Genomic DNA, 18,701 nt, shown 5'->3' with positions numbered 1-18,701 from the left:
TGCTCAGACGAATCGAAGCGAGAGTATCCCGAGCGAGACTCGAGGGGTAAGAGTCCAGATCGTGAACGTAGGGAGGCTGTGAAAAAATCGGGTCGCTCACGGTTCAGCGAGCAAATGGAAGCCGATCAGCGCCCGGTCGAGCCAAAACCGCCACTGCCGCGCGTCGTCGACGACAGTGACGCGACCGGAATGAGTTCGGCCTGCACCACCGGCGCGATCACCATCTGCGCGATGCGCTCCCCGCGCCGGATCGGGAACGGCGCGTCGCCATGATTGATCAGGAGCACGTTGATCTCGCCGCGGTAATCCGCGTCCACCGTGCCGGGCGAGTTCAGCACCGTGACGCCGTGCTTGGCGGCAAGCCCGGAACGCGGCCGTACCTGCGCCTCAAAACCCCTGGGCAGCGCGATCATAAGCCCGGTCGGCACCATCGCATGTTTTCCGGGCGATAGAATCAAGGGCGTATCGGCGGGAACGGCGGCCAGCAGGTCGAGCCCGGCCGCATCGGCGCTCTGATAGGCCGGCAAGGCGAGGCCTTCGCCATGCGGCAGTTGGCAGACTTCGACCTTCACGGCTCTCACGAAATTTTCTCCACGGCCTTTGCGATCTTCGCCACCAGCTCGGTGGCGACTTGTTCCTTGGTCATGACGGGCCAGGAGTCGACATTGAAGTTTTCGCCGTCGCGCGTCAGCAGATGCACGGTGTTGCGATCACCGCCCATCACGCCCGACGCGGGCGAGACGTCATTGGCGACGATCCAGTCGCAGCCCTTGCGCGCGATCTTGGCCTTGGCGTTATCGATCAGATGCTCGGTCTCGGCGGCAAAGCCGATCACCAGCGGCGGGCGCTTGTCCTTCAGCTTGGAGATCGTCGCCAGAATGTCGCGGTTTTCCACCAAAGCAAGCTGCGGCGTGCCGGAGCCCGTCTTCTTCAATTTCTGCTCGCCTTCATTGGCGACGCGCCAATCCGCCACCGCGGCGGCAAAGATCGCGATATCAGCCGGCAGCGCGGCCTCGACCCGATGCAGCATGTCACGCGCCGATTCAACGCGGATGACGGTCACCCCGGTGGGATCGCGCAGTTCGACGGGACCCGTGACCAGCGTGACATCGGCGCCGGCGGCCTGCGCCGCAGCGGCGATGGCAAAGCCCTGCTTGCCGGAGGAACGGTTGGCGATATAGCGCACGGGGTCGATCGCCTCATGCGTCGGGCCCGCCGTGATCAGCACGCGCTTGCCGAGCAGCGGGCGCGGCCGTGGTGGGCGCAGAATGTCGATGGCAGCGGCGGCGATTTCAACCGCTTCCGACATCCGTCCGACGCCGGCCTCGCCCGACTCAGCCATCTCGCCGGCATTGGGGCCGATCATGTGGACGCCGTCGCGGCGGAGCTGCATCACATTGCGGCGGGTGGCGGCGTTGTTCCACATCAAGGGGTTCATCGCCGGCGCCAGCAGGATAGGCCGGTCGGCCGCCAAGAGAATGGCGCTGGCGAGATCGTCGGCGTGGCCATTCGCCATCTTCGCCATCAGGTCGGCGGTCGCCGGCGCCACCACGATCAGATCGCATTCGCGCGCCAGGCGGATGTGGCCGGCGTCGAATTCGCTGCCGGGGTCGAACAGGTCCGTATAGACGCGCTCATGCGACAGCGCGCTGGCAGAAAGCGGCGTCACGAATTGCTGCGCGGCCTTGGTCAGCACGCAGCGGACATCAACATGCCGCTCCTTCAGCCGGCGGATCAGTTCCAGCGATTTGAAGGCGGCAATACCGCCCCCGATGATCAGGGTGACGCTGGCCTGGCCGGCGGGATTGACGCGCTCGGCGCCTGCCCGGTCCGTTGCAGTGGGCGGTGGCGCCAGCGGGGCGGCCGGCGCCGGGCTGCCCTCGCAATATTCGCGCAGGATCACCCGAACCTCTTCCTCGACCGAACGGCCATTCTTGGCCGAGCGCAGCCGCAGGTAGGACTTGATGCCGTCGTCGAGTTTTCGGATGGTCAGGCTGGCCATGATGGGCCCTCCGGGCAAGATGCCATCAATGATAGCAATCTCGTGCTATCATTGCAATCATAGCTGGCGGATGGCGATCAAAATTCCAATAAAGGTCGCCGCGATGATCCACAGTGCCACCGTTCGCCAGCGGCTCTTGCGGCCCTCGGCGCGCCCCAGGGCTGCAATCGTCTCCGGAGACAGCGTGATGCCCTCGCGGGTCATCTTCTCCATGTGCTCGACCACGGCAACCGCCCGTGAGGCGATCGCAGGCAGGCTCGCCGCCACGCGGCCGAGTTCGCCCGCGCCGGACATCGCCCCCTGAACCCGCCCGAGCGGGCCGAGATTGCGCTCGATCCATTCGCGCACCACGGGATCGGCGACCTTCCAGATATCGAGCTTGGGGTCGAAGCCGCGCGCCACGCCTTCGACCACCACCATGGTCTTTTGCAGCAGGATCAATTCAGGCCGGGTCTGCATGTCGAACAGCCCGGTGACCTCGAGCAGCAGCGTCAGCAGCTTCGCCATCGAGATTTCTTCGGCGGTGCGGTTGTGGATCGGCTCGCCGATGGCGCGGATGGCTTGCGCGAAATTCTCCACCGAATGGTGGCCCGGCACATAGCCGGCTTCGAAATGCACCTCGGCGACGCGGCGATAGTCGCGGGTGATGAAGCCGAGCAGGATTTCCGCCAGGAAGCGCCGCTCCTTCAGCCCGAGCCGGCCCATGATGCCGAAATCGACGGCGACGAGCCGGCCGGCATCGTCGAGGAACAGATTGCCGGGGTGCATGTCGGCATGGAAGAAGCCGTCGCGCAGCGCGTGGCGCAGAAAACTCTGGATCACTTTGCGGCCGAGGTCGGGCAGATCGACCTGTGCGGCTGCGAGGCGGGCGTGGTCGTTCAGCGCGATGCCGTCGATCCACTCCATCGTCAGCACGTTATGGGTGGTACGGTCCCAGTCGACGGTGGGTACGCGGAAGTCCGGATCGCGCTGCGTATTCTCCGCCATCTCCGACAGCGCGGCCGCCTCGAGCCGCAGGTCCATCTCCATCGCGACCGAGCGCGACATGGTGTTGATGACCTCGATCAGCCGCAGCCGGCGCGCCTCGGCCGAATGGGCTTCGGCATTGTGCGCCACGAAGAAGAAATCGGAGAGGTCGCGGCGGAAGCGCGAGGCGACATTGGGCCGGAGCACCTTGACGGCGACCGGCACGCGGACGCCGTCGCGCTCGACCTCGCCGCGATGCACCTGGGCGATGGAGGCGGCGGCAACCGCCGGCCCAAGGCTGACGAAGGCCTTTGCTAGCGGGCGCTCCAGCGAGGCGGCGATCACTGCCTCGGCTTCGCTATGCGCGAACGGCGGCAGGCGGTCCTGCAGGCTTTCCAGATCGCGGGCCATCGCGACGCCGACGACGTCGGGGCGGGTCGCAAGAAATTGCCCGAGCTTGAGATAGGCGGGGCCAAGGCGCGTCAGCGCGCGCGACAGCCGCGGGCCGACCTTGGCGCTGGGCCGTTCGATCAGCCGCGCCAGACGCAGCGCGAGCTGCCCGGGCGGCGGCACCAAGCTCGGGTCGACGACACCGAACACGCCCTCGCGCGCGAACACGTAAGCGGCGCGGACGAGCCGCGCAATGTGGGTCGCCGCAGAGATCACAAACGCCAGCCCGAATGCAACGCCACGATGCCGCCGGACAGGCTCTGCCACTTCACGCGCGAAAAGCCGGCGTCCTGGATCATCCCGGCAAACACGTTGGGTCGGGGGAATTTCCGGATCGATTCGACGAGATATTGATAGGATTCCGCGTCTCCGGTCACGGCACGGCCGAGCGGCGGGATTACCTTAAAGGAGAACTTGTCGTACAGCCAATCCAGTCCAGGCACGTCGACGGCGGAGAATTCCAGGCACAAGAATCGGCTGCCCGGCCGCAGCACGCGATAGGCTTCGCGCAGCGCCGCATCGATCCGCGGCACGTTGCGAATGCCGAACGCGATGGTGTAGGCGTCGAACGAGCGGTCGGGAAAGGCCAGCGCCTCGGCATTGCCCTCGACAAAGGAGACCTGGTGGTCGAGATGCCTCGCCAGCGCGCGGTTGCGGCCGACCTCGAGCATGTCGCTGTTGATGTCGCAGACGGTGGCCTGGAAGCCGAAGCCCGAGGCTTCGGCTGCGCGGAAGGCGATGTCGCCGGTGCCGCCGGCAACGTCGAGCACTGCAAACGGCGCATCGTTTTTCGGCGGGTTGAGCGCCGTGATCATGATGTCCTTCCAGACCCTGTGCAGGCCCGCCGACATCAGATCGTTCATCAGGTCGTAGCGGGATGCCACGCTGTGGAACACGTCGTTCACCAGCGTCTGTTTGTCCCCCAGGGGCACGTCCCTGAAGCCAAAATGGGTGGTTTGCTCCGGCCGAACCATTACATGTACTCCACTACCGGACCATAGCGCGCCCGGCGCAATGGCGCTATCACGTCACCTCCATAAGGTGAATGCCTGTATGCCTGAATTGCCCGAAGTTGAGACCGTCCGCCGCGGCCTGCAGCCGGCCATGGAGGGGGCGAAAATCCTCAAGGCGGAAGCCCGGCGCAAGGATCTGCGGTTTCCCTTTCAAAAAGACTTTACCACGCGGCTGGAGGGCCAGACCGTGACCGGTCTCGGCCGCCGCGCCAAATACCTGATGGCGGATCTTGGCTCCGGCGACGTTCTGGTGATGCATCTGGGCATGTCCGGCTCGTTCCGGGTGCTCGACGACGGCCATGACGATACGCCCGGCCAATTTCATCATCCGCGCAGCGAGGATCGCGCGCACGACCACGTGGTGTTTCACATGTCATCGGGTGCCTCCATCGTCTTCAACGACCCGCGCCGCTTCGGCTATATGAAGATTATCGCCCGCAACGCGCTGGAGGACGAACCGCTGCTGAAGGATCTTGGCCCCGAGCCGCTCGGCAACGAGTTCGATGCCGCGATGCTGGCGCGCTCCTGCCATAACAAGAAGACCAGTCTGAAGGCCGCGTTGCTCGACCAGCGCGTGGTCGCTGGTCTTGGCAATATCTATGTCTGCGAGGCGCTGTACCGCTCGCATCTGTCGCCGCGCCGGCTGGCGGCGACACTGGCGACGAAAAAGGGCGAGCCGACCGACCATGCCGGGCGGCTGGTCGGAGCGATTCATTCGGTATTGAATCAGGCAATCGAGGCCGGCGGCTCCTCGATCAGCGACCATCGCCTGACCTCCGGCGAACTCGGCTATTTCCAGCATTCCTTCGCGGTATATGACCGCGAAGGCGAGAAGTGCCAGACCAAGGCGTGCAGCGGCATCGTGCGGCGCTTCGTGCAGAATGGCCGATCGACCTTTTGGTGTCCGAAATGTCAGAAATAACCGAAACCCCGACGCTCGAGACGGCGCGATTGATCCTGCGGCCGCTGGCGATGTCGGATGCGCCGGCGATCCAGCGCCATTTCAACAACTGGAACATCATCCAGCATCTCGCCCAGAACGTTCCCTGGCCATATCCGGAAGATGGTGCGGTGACGTTCATCGAGCGGGAATTGGAGCGGGTCGCGGCGGGACAAGTGATCTATAACTGGATGCTGGTGCTGCGCGGCAGTGACGGCGAGGCGATCGGGAATATCCGCCTGCGCCCGTGGGTCGATGATCCCAAGGGCAACCGCGGATTTTGGCTAGCCGAGCGCTATTGGAATCAGGGCTTGATGACCGAAGCCGTGACAGCGGTGAACGATTTTGCGTTCCGCGTCCTCGGGGTTGACGTTTTGCACTTCTGTAATGCCGTTACCAATGAAGCGTCACGGCGAGTCAAGCAGAAGACCGGCGCCGAATTCGTCGGCTATGTTCAGATTGCCCATCACAACGGTCAGACGCGCACGGAAAGATGGCGCGAGACGCGCAAAAACTGGCTGCGCCGGGAGCAATAGCCAAGCGAAGCAATCCAGCGGGGCTGGTGGCTGGATTGCCTCCGCCGTTGCTCCTTTGAGCGGGGCGGACAGGTCGCTCGCTACCCCGTCGCGGGAAGGGCTGTCAGTTTCGGGCCTGCGCCCTCAGGAATATCGCGGTGTCGTTTACGATGGAGGTGAGCGCGGCCACCGTCGAAAGTCTCGTGGGCCGTTCCCTTTCCACGAACTTCTCGATGACCGGTTCGACGCTGGCAGGCGCGACATTGCCAAGCCGCGTTTCGATCCACTGCCAGAGATCGCGGATTTCCTCGGCGGATTTGCCGCCCGGCGCGTATTCGCAGACCGCAAGGCCGGCCGTCAGCGCGTCCTGGTGATCGTTCCGCATCATGATGACGGGACGGGCAACGATGTCGTCGATATCTAGCGCGGCCTCGTCGCTCAGCAGGCTTTCCGCGCCGGCGAGGCGCGCAGCGCCCCGGATTGGGGCCTGGTTCAGGACATAGGCGAACGGCTTTTTCCACGCCCTGATACAGCTCAGCGTCGGGGCGGTTGCCTCGATATCGGCAATGCTCGGACGGGTCGGAATCAGGCAGAAATCTGAATAGCGTATCGCTGAAGTGGTCGCGGCGGTGATACCGCCGGCGGTATCCACGATTGTCACCGTCACGCCCTCGCGCGCGAGCGATTGCAGGCGCTGCTCGACCTCCCTGGCTGCGTAAACCGGTTCGACGATCGGCGCGGCATAAGGGCGGCGGCGCTTCCAGTTCGAAAGGGTGCCCTGCGTATCAGTCTCGATCACGCGGACATTGTGTCCGGCCCGGATGGCGGCAAGCGCAAGGCTGATGGCGAGCGTGCTTTTTCCGGAGCCGCCCTTCTGGGTGGCCAATACGATCGTCTGCATTTCAGGTCCTCTGGATGGCTTTCAGGCATTTGGATTACGCCACGAGCTGCGTCGCATTCTGCAACGCCAGGTTACGCGCTCGTTCAGACGTGCCAGCCCGATCCAAAGGTCAGGGGATCGCGGTTGTCCGAATCAGTCTGCTTGCAATGATGCACGATTCTGGAATGGTGGTCATCCGGGCAAATACTGCCGCGCGGTGCAGTTTGTGCCCAGTGAAACCACAACAAGAAACGGGAAAGCAGCATCACGGGTCATTGGCGGGATCGCGCAGCCAGCATCCCAGTTACACGAGGATGGAAGATGTCGGGCGCGGCGTGATGGCGCGCAGACGGAACGCCATCGCCATCGGCGGCGGACTTGCGCGCGCCGGCGCGAGGTTCGGGCTTAGCTGATGGCAGCCCTGCGCGCGCCGGATTATTCCATTTACCCGCCATAGCTCCGTCGTTTTACGGGAGATTTCGCAATCGGCGCGAGCAAACTGCGTACTAGTACGGTTCGCCGATTTGTCCTTTGTTCACGGTAACGCCTGACCCTCGATGCATTGAATTCCGGGCACTTTTGCCATTGATGGAGATCAAATCCGTGACGCTCGTGAACCTGAATATCCGGGGACGGTTGATTCTTGGCTTCAGCGTGCTTTGTGCGCTGCTCGCCGTGGTGGTTGGTACGACCATCGTCAAGGTCAGCGCGGTGAACGAGTCCACCGATCGCACGGTGAACCTTCGTGTACCCACCGCCATGACCGCGAGCGAAGTCGTGGCCGGGGTCTACGCTTCGCTGGCTTCGCTGCGCGGGTGGCTGATCACCGGCAATGATTCGTTCAAGGCCGAGCGCGCGATGCTCTGGAAGGAAATGCAGCGCTACGGCGCCAGGATGGACGATCTCTCCGGCCACTGGACGGCCGAACAGAACAAGGCGGACTGGCGCCAGGCCAAGCCATTGCTCGACGAGCTGCGCAGCGCGCAGGACAAGGCAGAAGCGATCGCCCACACGCTGGACGAACAGCCGGCGGCGAAGCTGCTGGCCACCGAAGCGGCGCCGCTCGCCAAGCTGATGCTGCAAAACGCTACCTCGATCATCGACGAGGAGGGCAGCATCGCCTCGACGGATGCACGCAAGAGCCTGTTGATCGACTTTGCCGATCTGCGCGGCAGCATGGCCTCGGCGATTGGCGCCATCCGCGCTTATCTGCTGACCGCTGATGCCGCCTTCAAGACCGAGTTCGAGCAGCTCTGGGCGCTCAATCAGAAGAAGTTCGAGGCGCTCGCGAAGCGGCGCACCGAGATGACGGGCGGCCAGCAGAAGGCCTTCGACGCGCTCATCGCGGCCCGCGCCAAATTTGCGCCACTGCCGCAGAAGATGTTCGAAATTCGCGCTTCCGACCGCTGGAACATGGCGCAATGGTTCCTGACCAACGAGGCGGCGCCCCGTGCCAACAAGCTGCTCGACATCTTTGCCGGCGCCAAGGACGCCACCGGCGCGCGTGCCGGCGGGATGGTTTCACGGCAGCAGAACAATCTGAAACGGGATGGCGACGCCGTCCTTGCCGAGACCAATTTCCTCGCGACGCTGCTCTGGGTGCTGCTCGGCGTCGGTATCGGCGTCGCAGTGACGGTCGTGCATCTGACTAACCGGTCGATCGTGCCGCCGATCCTCAAGATGGTCGGCGCCATGGGCAAGCTCGCCGGCGGCGATCACTCGGTCGCTATCCCCGCGACCGACAGGAAGGATGAGATCGGCCTGATGGCGAAGGCGGTGCTGATCTTCAAGGAGAACATGATCGAGGCCAAGGAGCTCGCCGACAAGGACGCCGAGGCGGTGAAGGCGCGCATGGCGCGGGCGATGCGGGTCAACGAACTGACCCAGGCATTCGATACCAGCATATCGAATGTGCTGCGGTCGGTGTCGTCAGCCTCGACCGAGCTGCAGGCGACGGCTTCCTCAATGACGGCCACCGCGGAAGAGACCTCGAACCAGGCTACCGCGGTCGCGGCCGCCACCGAGGAAGCCTCCACCAACGTGCAGACCGTCGCGGCGGCCTCGGAGGAGCTGGCGAGCTCGGTCACCGAGATCGGCCGGCAGGTGGCGCAGTCCGCGGCGATCGCGCAGAAGGCCGTCGAGGAGGCCGACCGCACCAACGTCACCGTGCAAGGGCTGTATGACGGCGCGGCCAGCATCGGCGACGTCGTCAAGCTCATCAACGACATCGCCTCGCAGACCAACCTGCTCGCGCTCAACGCCACGATCGAGGCCGCGCGCGCCGGCGAAGCGGGCCGCGGCTTTGCGGTGGTGGCGTCCGAGGTCAAGAGCCTTGCCGAGCAGACCGCCAAGGCGACCGAGCAGATTGGCGCGCAGATCTCGGCGATCCAGAACTCGTCGAGCGATGCCGTGACCGCGATCAAGGGGATCACCTCCACGATCAATGAAATGAACGAGATCGCGTCCGCCATTGCCAGCGCCGTTGAGGAGCAGGGCTCGGCCACGCAGGAGATCGCCCGCAACGTGCAACAGGCCGCGGCCGGCACCAGCGAAATCTCGGCCAATGTGGTCGGCGTTCAGCAGGCCGCCGGCGATACCGGTGCTGCCGCCCATCAGGTGCTGCAGGCATCCAGCGAATTGTCGAAACAGTCCGAGACGATGCGGGGCGAGGTCGAAGCCTTCCTCAACAATATCAAGGCGGCTTGATTTCCAGGCGAAATGATCGTGCCCCGGACGTAGCCTTGCACGCTGCACCGCGTCCGGGACGCGAACAACTGCTTCTGGCGGCTACTTCCTCACGCAGATCACGCGAACCACCGATGCCTTCGCGTCTGTTGATTCCCCGGTCGCGTCCACACCATTCGCCCTGAGAAAACCACGCAACGTATCGGTGGTCACGAGCACCGCCTGCGCCGCGGGGGCGTCGGTCGCCGGTCCGGCGACTTGAACCGGCTTCAGCAATGCGACGCCGGCAAACCTGCCGTCGCCATCGTGCGCCGGCGCGCCGGAAAATCCGATCGCCGGTGCCGGCGTTAGTGCAAGGTCGCCGCTGCCGCCAAGCTGGGCCACCGAAGCCTTGGCACTGGTCACGGCTGAGCCGCCGCCCTGGTTTTGCGGATCGGCAATGCCGGTGAGATCGAGCGCCGTCTTCGTAGCGGGCTTGGTAAGATCGAGTGCTTTCAGCCCGCGCGCGCCATAGATGCGCAAGAGCGCGAGGTCGTGCGCCTTGTCCTCGGCGATGCGATCGGCATTGCCAAAGCCGGCAATCGCGATCGCGATGCAGCCGTCGGCGATCTGGCGGTCGGCAATGATGGCCCCGTCATCGCTGACGACGACGCCGGTGCCGTATTCCACGGTCTTGCGCGGCGGCGGCGCGGCCGTTTGCGCGGCTACCGGAAATGCGTTGAACGCGCTCGACATCGCGATCACGACCGGCTCGACGGTGTTCTCGGTCGCCTGGTCGTACATGATCGTGAGGATGCGGACCTCGTCGCCCCTAAACGTGCCGCGGATATAGAACTTCTTCAGTCCCTGCAGGCCGGACAGCACGAAAAAATCCGGCTTGACCACCGTGTAGTCGATGTTGCGGCCCGGCTCCTTCTTCTCGCGCTCGGCGAGCTTTGCCGTGGTGGGGCCGGCTTCCTTGCGCCGTGCCAGTTGAACCTGGATCGTGCCGGTGGACGAAGTCCACTTGGTTCCGTTGGCGTCGCTGGCCTGCTGCGGTACCAGTTTGGTCGGAATGCCAAGGCGGGCGCCGGTGCCGGGATCGGTCGCGACCTTCCAGCCGACGCTGTCCTGCTTCTTCTTTGCGATCTCGGCGAGGACGCCGCGTTCCTGCGGATTGAGCACGCCGGTCGGCTTGCCGCCGCGCGATTTCTGGAATTCCTTGATCGCGTTGACCATGCGCTCGCTGACGTCGCCGGTGATGGCGCCGTTATATTGCCCGACCCAGGCAAGATCCGATTGCAGCGCCAGCCGCTCGGTCTGGCTCAGGCCCTTGGCGGTGTCCTCCGGCTTCTGCACCGCGGGACGGATCGGCTCTGTCGCTACCGGTTTGGGCTTCGTTTCGGCCGTCAAAGGCGGCGTCATCTGCGCCTGCGCCGAAGGTCCCGAGAATATCAGCCCTAAGGCCGTCATCATCCATGTTGCCGAAAGCACCGATCTCATGACAAATCCCGGCAGAATAGGGGAGCGTGATTATTGACGCGCGGCCAATTAAGCACATCTGCTTAGTCGGCAACAACCGCGCCCCGGTTCAGGGATCGCCGGTCGTTTCTCCTCACCATGAGGATCGGATAGCGAGGATGCAGGGAAGAAGTCCATGCTGACGGATGACGAACTCGAACGCTACGCCCGCCATATCGTGCTGCGCGACGTCGGCGGCCCGGGGCAGGCGGCGTTGAAAAATGCATCCGTATTGGTGATCGGCGCCGGCGGTCTCGGCGCGCCGGTCCTGATGTATCTGGCCGCCGCCGGGGTCGGCCGGCTCGGCGTCGTCGATGACGACGTCGTCTCGCTGTCCAACCTGCAGCGCCAGATCATTCACACCACGCCGGATATCGGACGGTTGAAGGTCGACAGCGCCGCGGAGACGGTGCAAGCGCTCAACCCCCATGTTCAGTTCGAGGCTCACGCCGTTCGCCTCCGCGCGGGCAATGTGATGCCGCTGATCGACGACTACGATCTCGTGCTCGACGGTTCCGACAATTTCGAAACCCGCTATCTCGTGTCCGATGCCTGCTTCTTTGCCGGCAAGCCGTTGATCACGGCGGCGCTCGGCCAGTTCGACGGATCGCTGACCACGATCCGGGCGCATGAGCGCGACGCCGACGGCCACTACAATCCGACCTACCGCTGCCTGTTTCCCGAACCGCCGCCGCCGGGCACGGTGCCGGCCTGCGCCGAGGCCGGCGTGATGGGCGCGCTCGCGGGCATGCTGGGATCGATGATGGCGCTGGAGGCGATCCGCGAAATCGTCGGCTTCGGCGAGAGCCTGGTCGGCCGGCTGGTGATGGTCGATGCGCGCGCGATGCGGTTCGAAACGCTGCGCTACACGCGCGATCCGCAAAACCCGCTCAACGGCGACGTGCCCGTCATCATCGATCTGAGCGGGCACGCGGCGTAGGCCCTCGATCGGCTACGGGCCGACACGCTTCTCACTATCCATATGCGCGAGCTGGGCTTCGGGATAGCGTGCGCCGGCCGCTGCTCCGGGTGGAAACGCCTCGGCCAGCGCAGCCAGATGGGCTGACGTCAGCCTGACGTCGAGCGCACCGAGCGCCTCGGCGAGACGATCGCGACGGCGAGCCCCGACCAGCGGCACGATATCGCGGCCCTGCGCTGCGACCCAGGCGATGGCGACCTGCGCCGGTGAAGCGCCGACCTCGTCTGCTATTTGCCGCAGCGCGTCGACGAGGATCAGGTTCGCATCGAGATTGCTGCCCTGAAAGCGCGGGCTCATGCCGCGAAAATCCTGCGCCGTGGAACGATCCTTGGTCCAGTGGCCGCTGATCAGGCCGCGCGCGAGGACGCCATAGGCGGTGATGCCGATGCCGAGTTCGCGGCAAGTCTTCAGGATGTCGCTCTCGATGCCGCGTGCGAGCAACGAATATTCGATCTGCAAATCGACGATGGGATGCGCCGCATGCGCCCGCCGGATCGTATCGGAGCCGACTTCGGAAAGGCCGATATGCCTGATCCAGCCGGCCTTGATCATGTCGGCCATCGCGCCGATGGTTTCTTCGATCGGCACATCCGGGTCGAGCCGCGCGGGCCGATAGATGTCGATCGTCTCGACGCCGAGTCGCTGCAGCGAATAGGCGACGAAGTTTTTGATCGCCGCCGGACGGCTGTCGTAGCCGGACCAATTCCTGGCGGGATCGCGCAGGGCGCCGAACTTCACGCTGATCTGCAAGTTGTCGCTGTTACGCGAGGTGAGCGCTTCGCGGATCAGCATCTCGTTATGGCCCATGCCGTAGAAGTCGCCGGTGTCGAGCAGCGTGATGCCGGCATCGAGCGCGGCATGGATAGTGGCGATGCTCTCGCCGCGGTCGGCGGGGCCGTAGAAATCCGACATGCCCATGCAGCCGAGACCGATGGCGGAGACGGCCGGGCCCGTCGTGCCGAGATTGCGCTTTTCCATGGTGGTTCTCCTCGTGAGCGGTGGCGGCGATGCCGCCGTGATGACGAGGCTGATATGAACCTGCTCCGTTCACGCGATAAGCTGGACAATTTCAAATAGCCTGTTCAATATATCGAACAATGAAGGATTTCGATCTCCGCGATCTCGACGCGTTCGTCGCCGTGGCGCGCACGCGCAATTTCCGCCGCGCCGCAACCGAGCAGGGCGTCTCCGTCTCGAGCCTCAGCCAGCGCCTGCGCGACATGGAGGAGCGGCTCGGCGTCCGCCTGATGAACCGCACCACGCGCAGCGTCGCGCTTACCGAAGCCGGCGAGCTTTTGTTGGCCCGCGTTGTGCCCGCGATGTCTGACGTCGGTGCGGCGCTGGACCAGGTACGCGGCCTGCGGTCCGTGCCATCGGGGCGTTTGCGCATCAACGCGCCGCCGCCGGCGATCGATCTGGTGCTGGCGCCGATGGTCGCGCCGTTCCTTCAGGCGCATCCAAAAATCGATCTGGAAATCGTCGGCGAGAGCTCGTTCGTCGACATCGTGGCCCAGGGATTCGATGCCGGCGTGCGCTATGGCGAGCACCTGGCGCAGGACATGATCGCGGTCCCGCTCGGGGCGCCGCAACGCTATGCGGTGGTGGCCTCGCGCGAATATGTCGCGCAGCATGGCCGTCCCAAACATCCGAAGGAGCTGCTCGAGCATTCATGCATCCGCACCCGGCTCGGCAGCGGCGCGATGCTGGACTGGGAATTCGAAAAGGCGGGACGCGTCGTCAAGGTCTCGCCGCCACCAAAGCTGATCGCGACCTATCTCGGCCTCGCGCTACGCGCCGTTCATGACGGCGTTGGCTTCTGGCTGACGTTCGAGGGCTACGTTCGCTACGGCATCAAGTCGGGCGCGCTGGTCAGCGTGCTCGACGATTGGTGCCCGCCGTTTCCGGGGCCGTTTCTGTATTACCCCAGCCGCCGCCAGCCGCCGCCGGCGCTGGCGGCATTCGTGGCCTTTGTTGCGCAATGGCGGAAGCAGGAAGGGCGAAAGAGCAAGACACCGTAATCTTTACCCTACCCCGGAGGGTAGGCGCGGGGCCAATCCGGCCGCATCACAACATGCTGGGCAGCACGCGGTCCGGCGGCTTGTGGTTATCGAGGAAGGTTCTGATGTTGATGATTACCTTCTCGCCCATCTCGACGCGGCCTTCGATCGTTGCCGACCCCATATGCGGCAGCAGCGTGACCTTGCCGGCCTTGGCGAGGCGCACCAGCTTCGGGTTGACCGCGGGCTCGTGCTCGTAGACGTCGAGGCCGGCGCCGCCGACGTCGCCGGCTTCGAGCAGCTTGACCAGCGTGTCCTCGTCGATCACCCCGCCGCGCGCGGTGTTGACGATATAGGCCTCCTTGCGGATCAGCTTCAGCCGCCGCGCCGACAGCAAATGATAGGTCGCCGGCGTGTGCGGACAGTTCACCGAGATGATGTCCATCCGCGCCAGCATCTGGTCGAGGCTTTCCCAATAGGTCGCCCCTAACTCCTCGGCGATCACGGGCGCCACGGGGCGGCGGTTGTGATAGTGGATTTGCAGCCCGAACGCACGGGCGCGGCGGGCGACCGCCTGGCCGATCCGACCCATGCCGATGATGCCAAGGCGCTTGCCACCGATGCGATGGCCGAGCATCCAGGTCGGCGACCAGCCCGGCCAGTTCTTGCCTTCGGGGAGGATCGTTGCGCCTTCGATCAGTCGCCGCGGCACGGCGAGGATTAGCGCCATGGTCATGTCGGCGGTGTCCTCGGTCAGAACCTTGGGCGTGTTGGTCACGGTGATGCCGCGCGCATGCGCCGCGGTGACGTCGATATTGTCGACGCCATTGCCGAAATTGGCGATCATGCGCAGCTTGCAGTCGGGGTGCTTGAGCATCTCCTCGCCGATCGTGTCGGTGACGGTCGGCACCAGCACGTCGGCCGAGCGGCTGGCTTCTGCAATCTGCTGCGGCGCCATCGGCGTGTCGTCGAGATTCAGCCTCGCATCGAACAGCTCGCGCATCCGGGTCTCGATGGAGTCCGGCAGCTTGCGAGTGACGACGACGAGAGGTTTTTTCTTAACCGACATGTCCAGCTCTCATGAGGGACGACGTAAAGGGCGCCGTTCAGGCCTCATTAACCCGGTTGTTCGACACTGCGGTGGCCACGCGGTCCCGGCATCCGGCGGTTTCGTGAGGTAAGTCCCTTGGGTTCCCCAATACTTGCCTCGGATTTTCGGCAGAAAATCCGGGCGTTCTGGTTCTTGGCGTTCCGTCCTCTCTATCAGAAGGCCGGGCCAAGACAAGAACCCCCTCGGACAGGTGCGATGGGCGCGGTGCACAAGGGGTCTTGGGGGTTTTCGGGCGTAAGCGGGCGGTTTCAACTCGGGGAGCCGAGTTGCAGGTGCCCGCCAGGAGGCGAGTTGATGGCGTTGGGACGTTTCTGTTCGGTGGCGGGGTTGGCGGCGTGCTGGCTCATCGCATCGGTCAGTGCAGGATTTTCGGCCAAGGATTCGGCCACCACTTCGAGCGGCCTGCCGGTGCCGCGATATGTCAGCCTCAAATCCGATCATGTGAACGTCCGCGCCGGTCCGACCAAGGACAATGATGTCGCCTGGGTCTACACCCGCTCCGGCCTGCCGGTCGAAATAACCGCCGAATTCGAGAACTGGCGCCGCGTGCGCGATTCCGAAGGCTCGGAGGGTTGGGTCTATCATTCGCTGCTGTCAGGCCGCCGCACCGCGGTCGTTACCATGAAGAGCAAGGACGATCTGGCGTCGATCTATGATCGTCCCGATAAGACGAGCGCGGTAGCGGCCCGCTTGCAGGCCGGCGTCGTCGCGCAGGTCAAGAAATGCGCGAATGGCTGGTGCCGCGTGATCGGCAACGGCTTTGACGGCTGGATCGAGCAGCAGCGCCTGTGGGGCGTCTACGCCGACGAGAAGGTGGAGTGACGCCACTCGTCATTGCCGGGCATAGCCGTCTGAAGGACGGCGTCGCTTCCGCTCGCCTATGACCCGGCAATCCATCCACTTTGGAAAAGCGTTTGATGAAGATTGATGGATACGCGGGTCAAGCCCGCGTATGACAAGTTGCGCTTGTCTTTAGCGCTTCTTGCGCAGCCGCACGACCATGTCGACGCGGGAAATCTCGTAGCCTTCCGGCACGTCGGGCATCTTCGACAGCACCAGATGCGGATCGGGGATGTCGACCAGCTCGTGATTGTTCTCGAGATAGAAGTGGTGGTGCGCGGTGACGTTGGTGTCGAAATAGGTCTTGGTGCCGTCGACCGAGACCTGACGCAGTAGCCCGGCATCGGTGAGCTGGTTGAGCGTGTTGTAGACGGTAGCCAGCGACACCGGCACCTTGGCCAGGGTCGCCTCCTCGTAGAGCATTTCCGCGGTCAGGTGGCGGGCGCCCTTGCCGAACAATAGCCAGCCCAGAGCCATGCGCTGGCGGGTGGGCCGAAGACCCGCGGCCTGCAGCATCTCGTTGACGTCGTGCCAGGGACAGCCGGTCAACGCCGGCTGATGTCCGGCGGCACGGGCAGCCGGATCGATACCGTCGTCGTTCAGGGGCGAGGCTTGGTCGTTCATGTCCACTTCGGGCACCACACGCTAACTTGGGCAATATTCTTGCTCAATATAAAAGGAAATCAGGTAGATGCAAGTTTTTCGCAACTAGAACGGGCCCAAGGTTAAGCAAGCACAAGCGGCGGTTAGCCAGGAACAAGCGGCGTTTTTGCCCGTTCCAGTGCTTTGCCGCGCCGTCACGCCTATGTTACAGAGCGCGCGGACCACATATGCGATTTCGGCAGAGGCGAATGCCGATAGCACCCTAAGTAGCGCCAAATTGCGGGGACAAGCGTTCCCGTAGGGAAACGGGTCCGGTTCGCTCACAAAAGCGCTCCATCGGGACATCTAAGTAGAGGCTGGAAGACGATGCTGGATCGGCGCAGCGGTTATGAATACGAGGATTTGCTGGCCTGTGGTCGCGGCGAGATGTTCGGCCCGGGCAACGCCCAGCTGCCGCTGCCGCCGATGCTGATGTTCGACCGCATCACCGAAATCACCGACAATGGCGGCGAGTTCGGCAAGGGTCTGATCCGCGCCGAACTCGACGTGAAGCCCGACCTGTGGTTTTTCGGCTGCCACTTCAAGAATGACCCTGTCATGCCGGGCTGTCTCGGCCTCGATGCCATGTGGCAGATGGTCGGATTCTACCTCGGCTGGATCGGCGGCGAGGGGCGGGGCCGGGCGCTCGGGCTGGGGGATTTGAAGTTCTCCGGCCAGGTGCTGCCGAATGCCCGCAAGGTTGTGTACAACATCGACATGAAACGCGTGATGCGTTCAAAGCTGGTGCTCGGCGTCGGCGACGGCTGGCTTTCCATGGATGACGAGATTATCTATCGCGCCAAGGATTTGAAGGTCGGGCTGTTCAAGCAGGGCACCGAGCCCGCCTGAGCGGCGCGATCGCACAGCAGCACATTTCTCAAGCAACGGAACGGTAGAGGCGAGGCAGTCATGAAGCGGGTTGTCATTACGGGGATGGGGATTGTCTCATCCATCGGAAACAACACCCAGGAAGTGCTTGCGAGCCTCCACGACGCGAAGTCGGGCATCACGCGCGCGACGAAATATGCTGAGATGGGCTTCCGTTCGCAGGTGCAGGGCGCGCCGACGCTCAATCCAAGCGACGTCATCGACCGCCGCGCGATGCGCTTTCTCGGCGAGGGCGCGGCGTGGAATCATGTCGCGATGGAGCAGGCGATCCAGGATTCCGGCCTGACACCGGCTGAAGTATCCGACGTCCGCACCGGCATTATCATGGGCTCCGGCGGGCCGTCCGCGCGCACCATCGTCGAATCCGCCGACATCACCCGCACCAAGGGACCGAAGCGCGTCGGTCCGTTTGCGGTGCCGAAGGCGATGTCGTCGACCGCGTCGGCCACGCTTGCGACCTGGTTCAAGATCAAGGGCGTGAACTACTCGATCTCCTCGGCCTGCGCGACCTCCAACCATTGCATCGGCAATGCCTATGAGACGATCCAGATCGGCAAGCAGGACGTGATCTTCGCCGGCGGCTGCGAAGAGCTCGACTGGTCGCTGTCGGTGCTGTTCGACGCCATGGGCGCGATGTCCTCGAAATACAACGATACGCCCGCCACCGCCTCGCGCCCCTATGACATCAGCCGCGACGGCTTCGTCATTGCCGGCGGCGCCGGCGTGGTGGTGCTGGAAGAGCTCGAGCACGCCAAGGCGCGCGGCGCCCGCATCTATGCCGAAGTGGTCGGCTATGGCGCGACCTCCGACGGTTACGACATGGTCGCGCCGTCGGGCGAGGGCGCCGAGCGCTGCATGCGCATGGCGATGTCGACCGTGAAGACGCCGATCGACTACATCAACCCGCACGCCACCTCGACGCCGGCCGGCGATCCGCCGGAGATCGAGGCGATCCGAAAGGTGTTCGGCACTGGCGAGAAGTGCCCGCCGATCTCGGCGACCAAGGCGCTGACCGGCCATTCGCTCGGCGCCACCGGCGTGCAGGAAGCGATCTACTCGCTTCTGATGATGAACAACGGCTTCGTCTGCGAGAGCGCCCATATCACCGAGCTCGATCCTGTCTTCGCCGACATGCCGATCGTGCGCAAGCGCATCGACAATGCCAAGCTCGGCACCGTGCTGTCGAACTCCTTCGGCTTCGGCGGCACCAACGCCACGCTGGTGTTCAAGCGGATGGACGCTTGATTTCGTTCTTGCCATCGCGCGTTTGCGGCAACGGCCCCGCAGGCGGCC

17 protein-coding genes are annotated in these 18,701 nt (G+C 64.3%); 8 read left to right on the top strand and 9 right to left on the bottom strand.

What is annotated here, in order from left to right:
• Positions 1-125: 125 nt before the first annotated feature.
• From dut to ubiE, 4 genes are read right to left on the bottom strand one after another with little or no spacing between them, the layout of a single operon-like run.
• Entirely contained in the window at positions 126-581 is a 456-nt protein-coding gene (gene dut / locus RX331_RS00375; protein ID WP_317254715.1) for a dUTP diphosphatase, read from the bottom strand.
• Positions 578-2,002, bottom strand: coding sequence for a bifunctional phosphopantothenoylcysteine decarboxylase/phosphopantothenate--cysteine ligase CoaBC (coaBC, locus tag RX331_RS00370; RefSeq protein WP_317254714.1), 1,425 nt, complete (start codon positions 2,000-2,002; stop codon positions 578-580). Before coaBC ends, dut begins: the two co-directional genes overlap by 4 nt.
• A 57-nt stretch (positions 2,003-2,059) precedes the next feature.
• Positions 2,060-3,634, bottom strand: a complete 1,575-nt coding sequence (ubiB, locus tag RX331_RS00365; RefSeq protein ID WP_317258347.1) for a 2-polyprenylphenol 6-hydroxylase — start codon at positions 3,632-3,634, stop codon at positions 2,060-2,062.
• A complete protein-coding gene (gene ubiE / locus RX331_RS00360) occupies positions 3,631-4,392 on the bottom strand; it encodes a bifunctional demethylmenaquinone methyltransferase/2-methoxy-6-polyprenyl-1,4-benzoquinol methylase UbiE (protein WP_317254713.1) in 762 nt (253 codons plus the stop codon). Before ubiE ends, ubiB begins: the two co-directional genes overlap by 4 nt.
• Before the next feature lie 79 nt (positions 4,393-4,471).
• On the opposite strand from ubiE, the gene mutM reads away from it, so the two are divergent.
• Together mutM and RX331_RS00350 are read left to right on the top strand one after the other, a co-directional pair.
• Entirely contained in the window at positions 4,472-5,353 is an 882-nt protein-coding gene (gene mutM, locus RX331_RS00355) for a bifunctional DNA-formamidopyrimidine glycosylase/DNA-(apurinic or apyrimidinic site) lyase (protein ID WP_317254712.1), read from the top strand.
• A gap of 29 nt (positions 5,354-5,382) precedes the next feature.
• Positions 5,383-5,907, top strand: coding sequence for a GNAT family N-acetyltransferase (locus tag RX331_RS00350; protein ID WP_317254711.1), 525 nt, complete (start codon positions 5,383-5,385; stop codon positions 5,905-5,907).
• Between the two features lie 103 nt (positions 5,908-6,010).
• On the opposite strand, the gene RX331_RS00345 is transcribed toward RX331_RS00350, so the two are convergent.
• Positions 6,011-6,787, bottom strand: coding sequence for a ParA family protein (locus tag RX331_RS00345; RefSeq protein ID WP_317254710.1), 777 nt, complete (start codon positions 6,785-6,787; stop codon positions 6,011-6,013).
• A 582-nt stretch (positions 6,788-7,369) separates the two neighbouring features.
• Here RX331_RS00345 and RX331_RS00340 point away from each other — a divergent pair.
• Positions 7,370-9,472: a methyl-accepting chemotaxis protein gene (locus RX331_RS00340; protein ID WP_317254709.1), complete on the top strand. Its 2,103-nt coding sequence runs from the start codon at positions 7,370-7,372 to the stop codon at positions 9,470-9,472.
• Between the two features lie 81 nt (positions 9,473-9,553).
• On the opposite strand, the gene RX331_RS00335 is transcribed toward RX331_RS00340, so the two are convergent.
• Positions 9,554-10,933: a serine protease gene (locus RX331_RS00335; RefSeq protein WP_410708058.1), complete on the bottom strand. Its 1,380-nt coding sequence runs from the start codon at positions 10,931-10,933 to the stop codon at positions 9,554-9,556.
• A 154-nt stretch (positions 10,934-11,087) separates the two neighbouring features.
• Between RX331_RS00335 and RX331_RS00330 the strand changes: the two genes are divergently transcribed.
• Positions 11,088-11,891 (top strand): molybdopterin-synthase adenylyltransferase MoeB, encoded by an 804-nt coding sequence (locus tag RX331_RS00330; RefSeq protein ID WP_317254708.1) that lies wholly within the window; start codon positions 11,088-11,090, stop codon positions 11,889-11,891.
• 12 nt (positions 11,892-11,903) lie between these two features.
• On the opposite strand, the gene RX331_RS00325 is transcribed toward RX331_RS00330, so the two are convergent.
• A complete protein-coding gene (locus RX331_RS00325; RefSeq protein WP_317254707.1) occupies positions 11,904-12,908 on the bottom strand; it encodes an aldo/keto reductase in 1,005 nt (334 codons plus the stop codon).
• A gap of 119 nt (positions 12,909-13,027) precedes the next feature.
• Here RX331_RS00325 and RX331_RS00320 point away from each other — a divergent pair, with 119 nt between their 5' ends.
• Complete coding sequence (locus RX331_RS00320; protein ID WP_317254706.1) at positions 13,028-13,948, top strand: LysR family transcriptional regulator; 921 nt, start codon at positions 13,028-13,030, stop codon at positions 13,946-13,948.
• A 46-nt stretch (positions 13,949-13,994) separates the two neighbouring features.
• Here RX331_RS00320 and RX331_RS00315 read toward each other — a convergent pair whose 3' ends face one another.
• Entirely contained in the window at positions 13,995-14,996 is a 1,002-nt protein-coding gene (locus RX331_RS00315; protein ID WP_317254705.1) for a D-glycerate dehydrogenase, read from the bottom strand.
• A 336-nt stretch (positions 14,997-15,332) separates the two neighbouring features.
• Between RX331_RS00315 and RX331_RS00310 the strand changes: the two genes are divergently transcribed.
• On the top strand, positions 15,333-15,860 hold the full coding sequence (locus RX331_RS00310; RefSeq protein WP_317254704.1) for an SH3 domain-containing protein: 528 nt from the start codon (positions 15,333-15,335) through the stop codon (positions 15,858-15,860).
• A 150-nt stretch (positions 15,861-16,010) separates the two neighbouring features.
• On the opposite strand, the gene irrA is transcribed toward RX331_RS00310, so the two are convergent.
• Positions 16,011-16,502, bottom strand: a complete 492-nt coding sequence (gene irrA, locus RX331_RS00305; protein WP_065752496.1) for an iron response transcriptional regulator IrrA — start codon at positions 16,500-16,502, stop codon at positions 16,011-16,013.
• 345 nt (positions 16,503-16,847) lie between these two features.
• Here irrA and fabA point away from each other — a divergent pair, with 345 nt between their 5' ends.
• A complete protein-coding gene (gene fabA / locus RX331_RS00300) occupies positions 16,848-17,369 on the top strand; it encodes a bifunctional 3-hydroxydecanoyl-ACP dehydratase/trans-2-decenoyl-ACP isomerase (protein ID WP_317254703.1) in 522 nt (173 codons plus the stop codon).
• Positions 17,370-17,429: 60 nt separating this feature from the next.
• The gene (gene fabB, locus RX331_RS00295) at positions 17,430-18,653 is read left to right on the top strand and encodes a beta-ketoacyl-ACP synthase I (RefSeq protein ID WP_317254702.1); all 1,224 of its coding nucleotides are present in this window, start codon (positions 17,430-17,432) and stop codon (positions 18,651-18,653) included.
• The last annotated feature ends 48 nt before the right edge of the window (positions 18,654-18,701 follow it).

Source organism: Bradyrhizobium sp. BWA-3-5, assembly GCF_032917985.1.
Lineage (GTDB): Bacteria > Pseudomonadota > Alphaproteobacteria > Rhizobiales > Xanthobacteraceae > Bradyrhizobium.
This window is presented reverse-complemented; position numbering and strand designations above follow the sequence as displayed.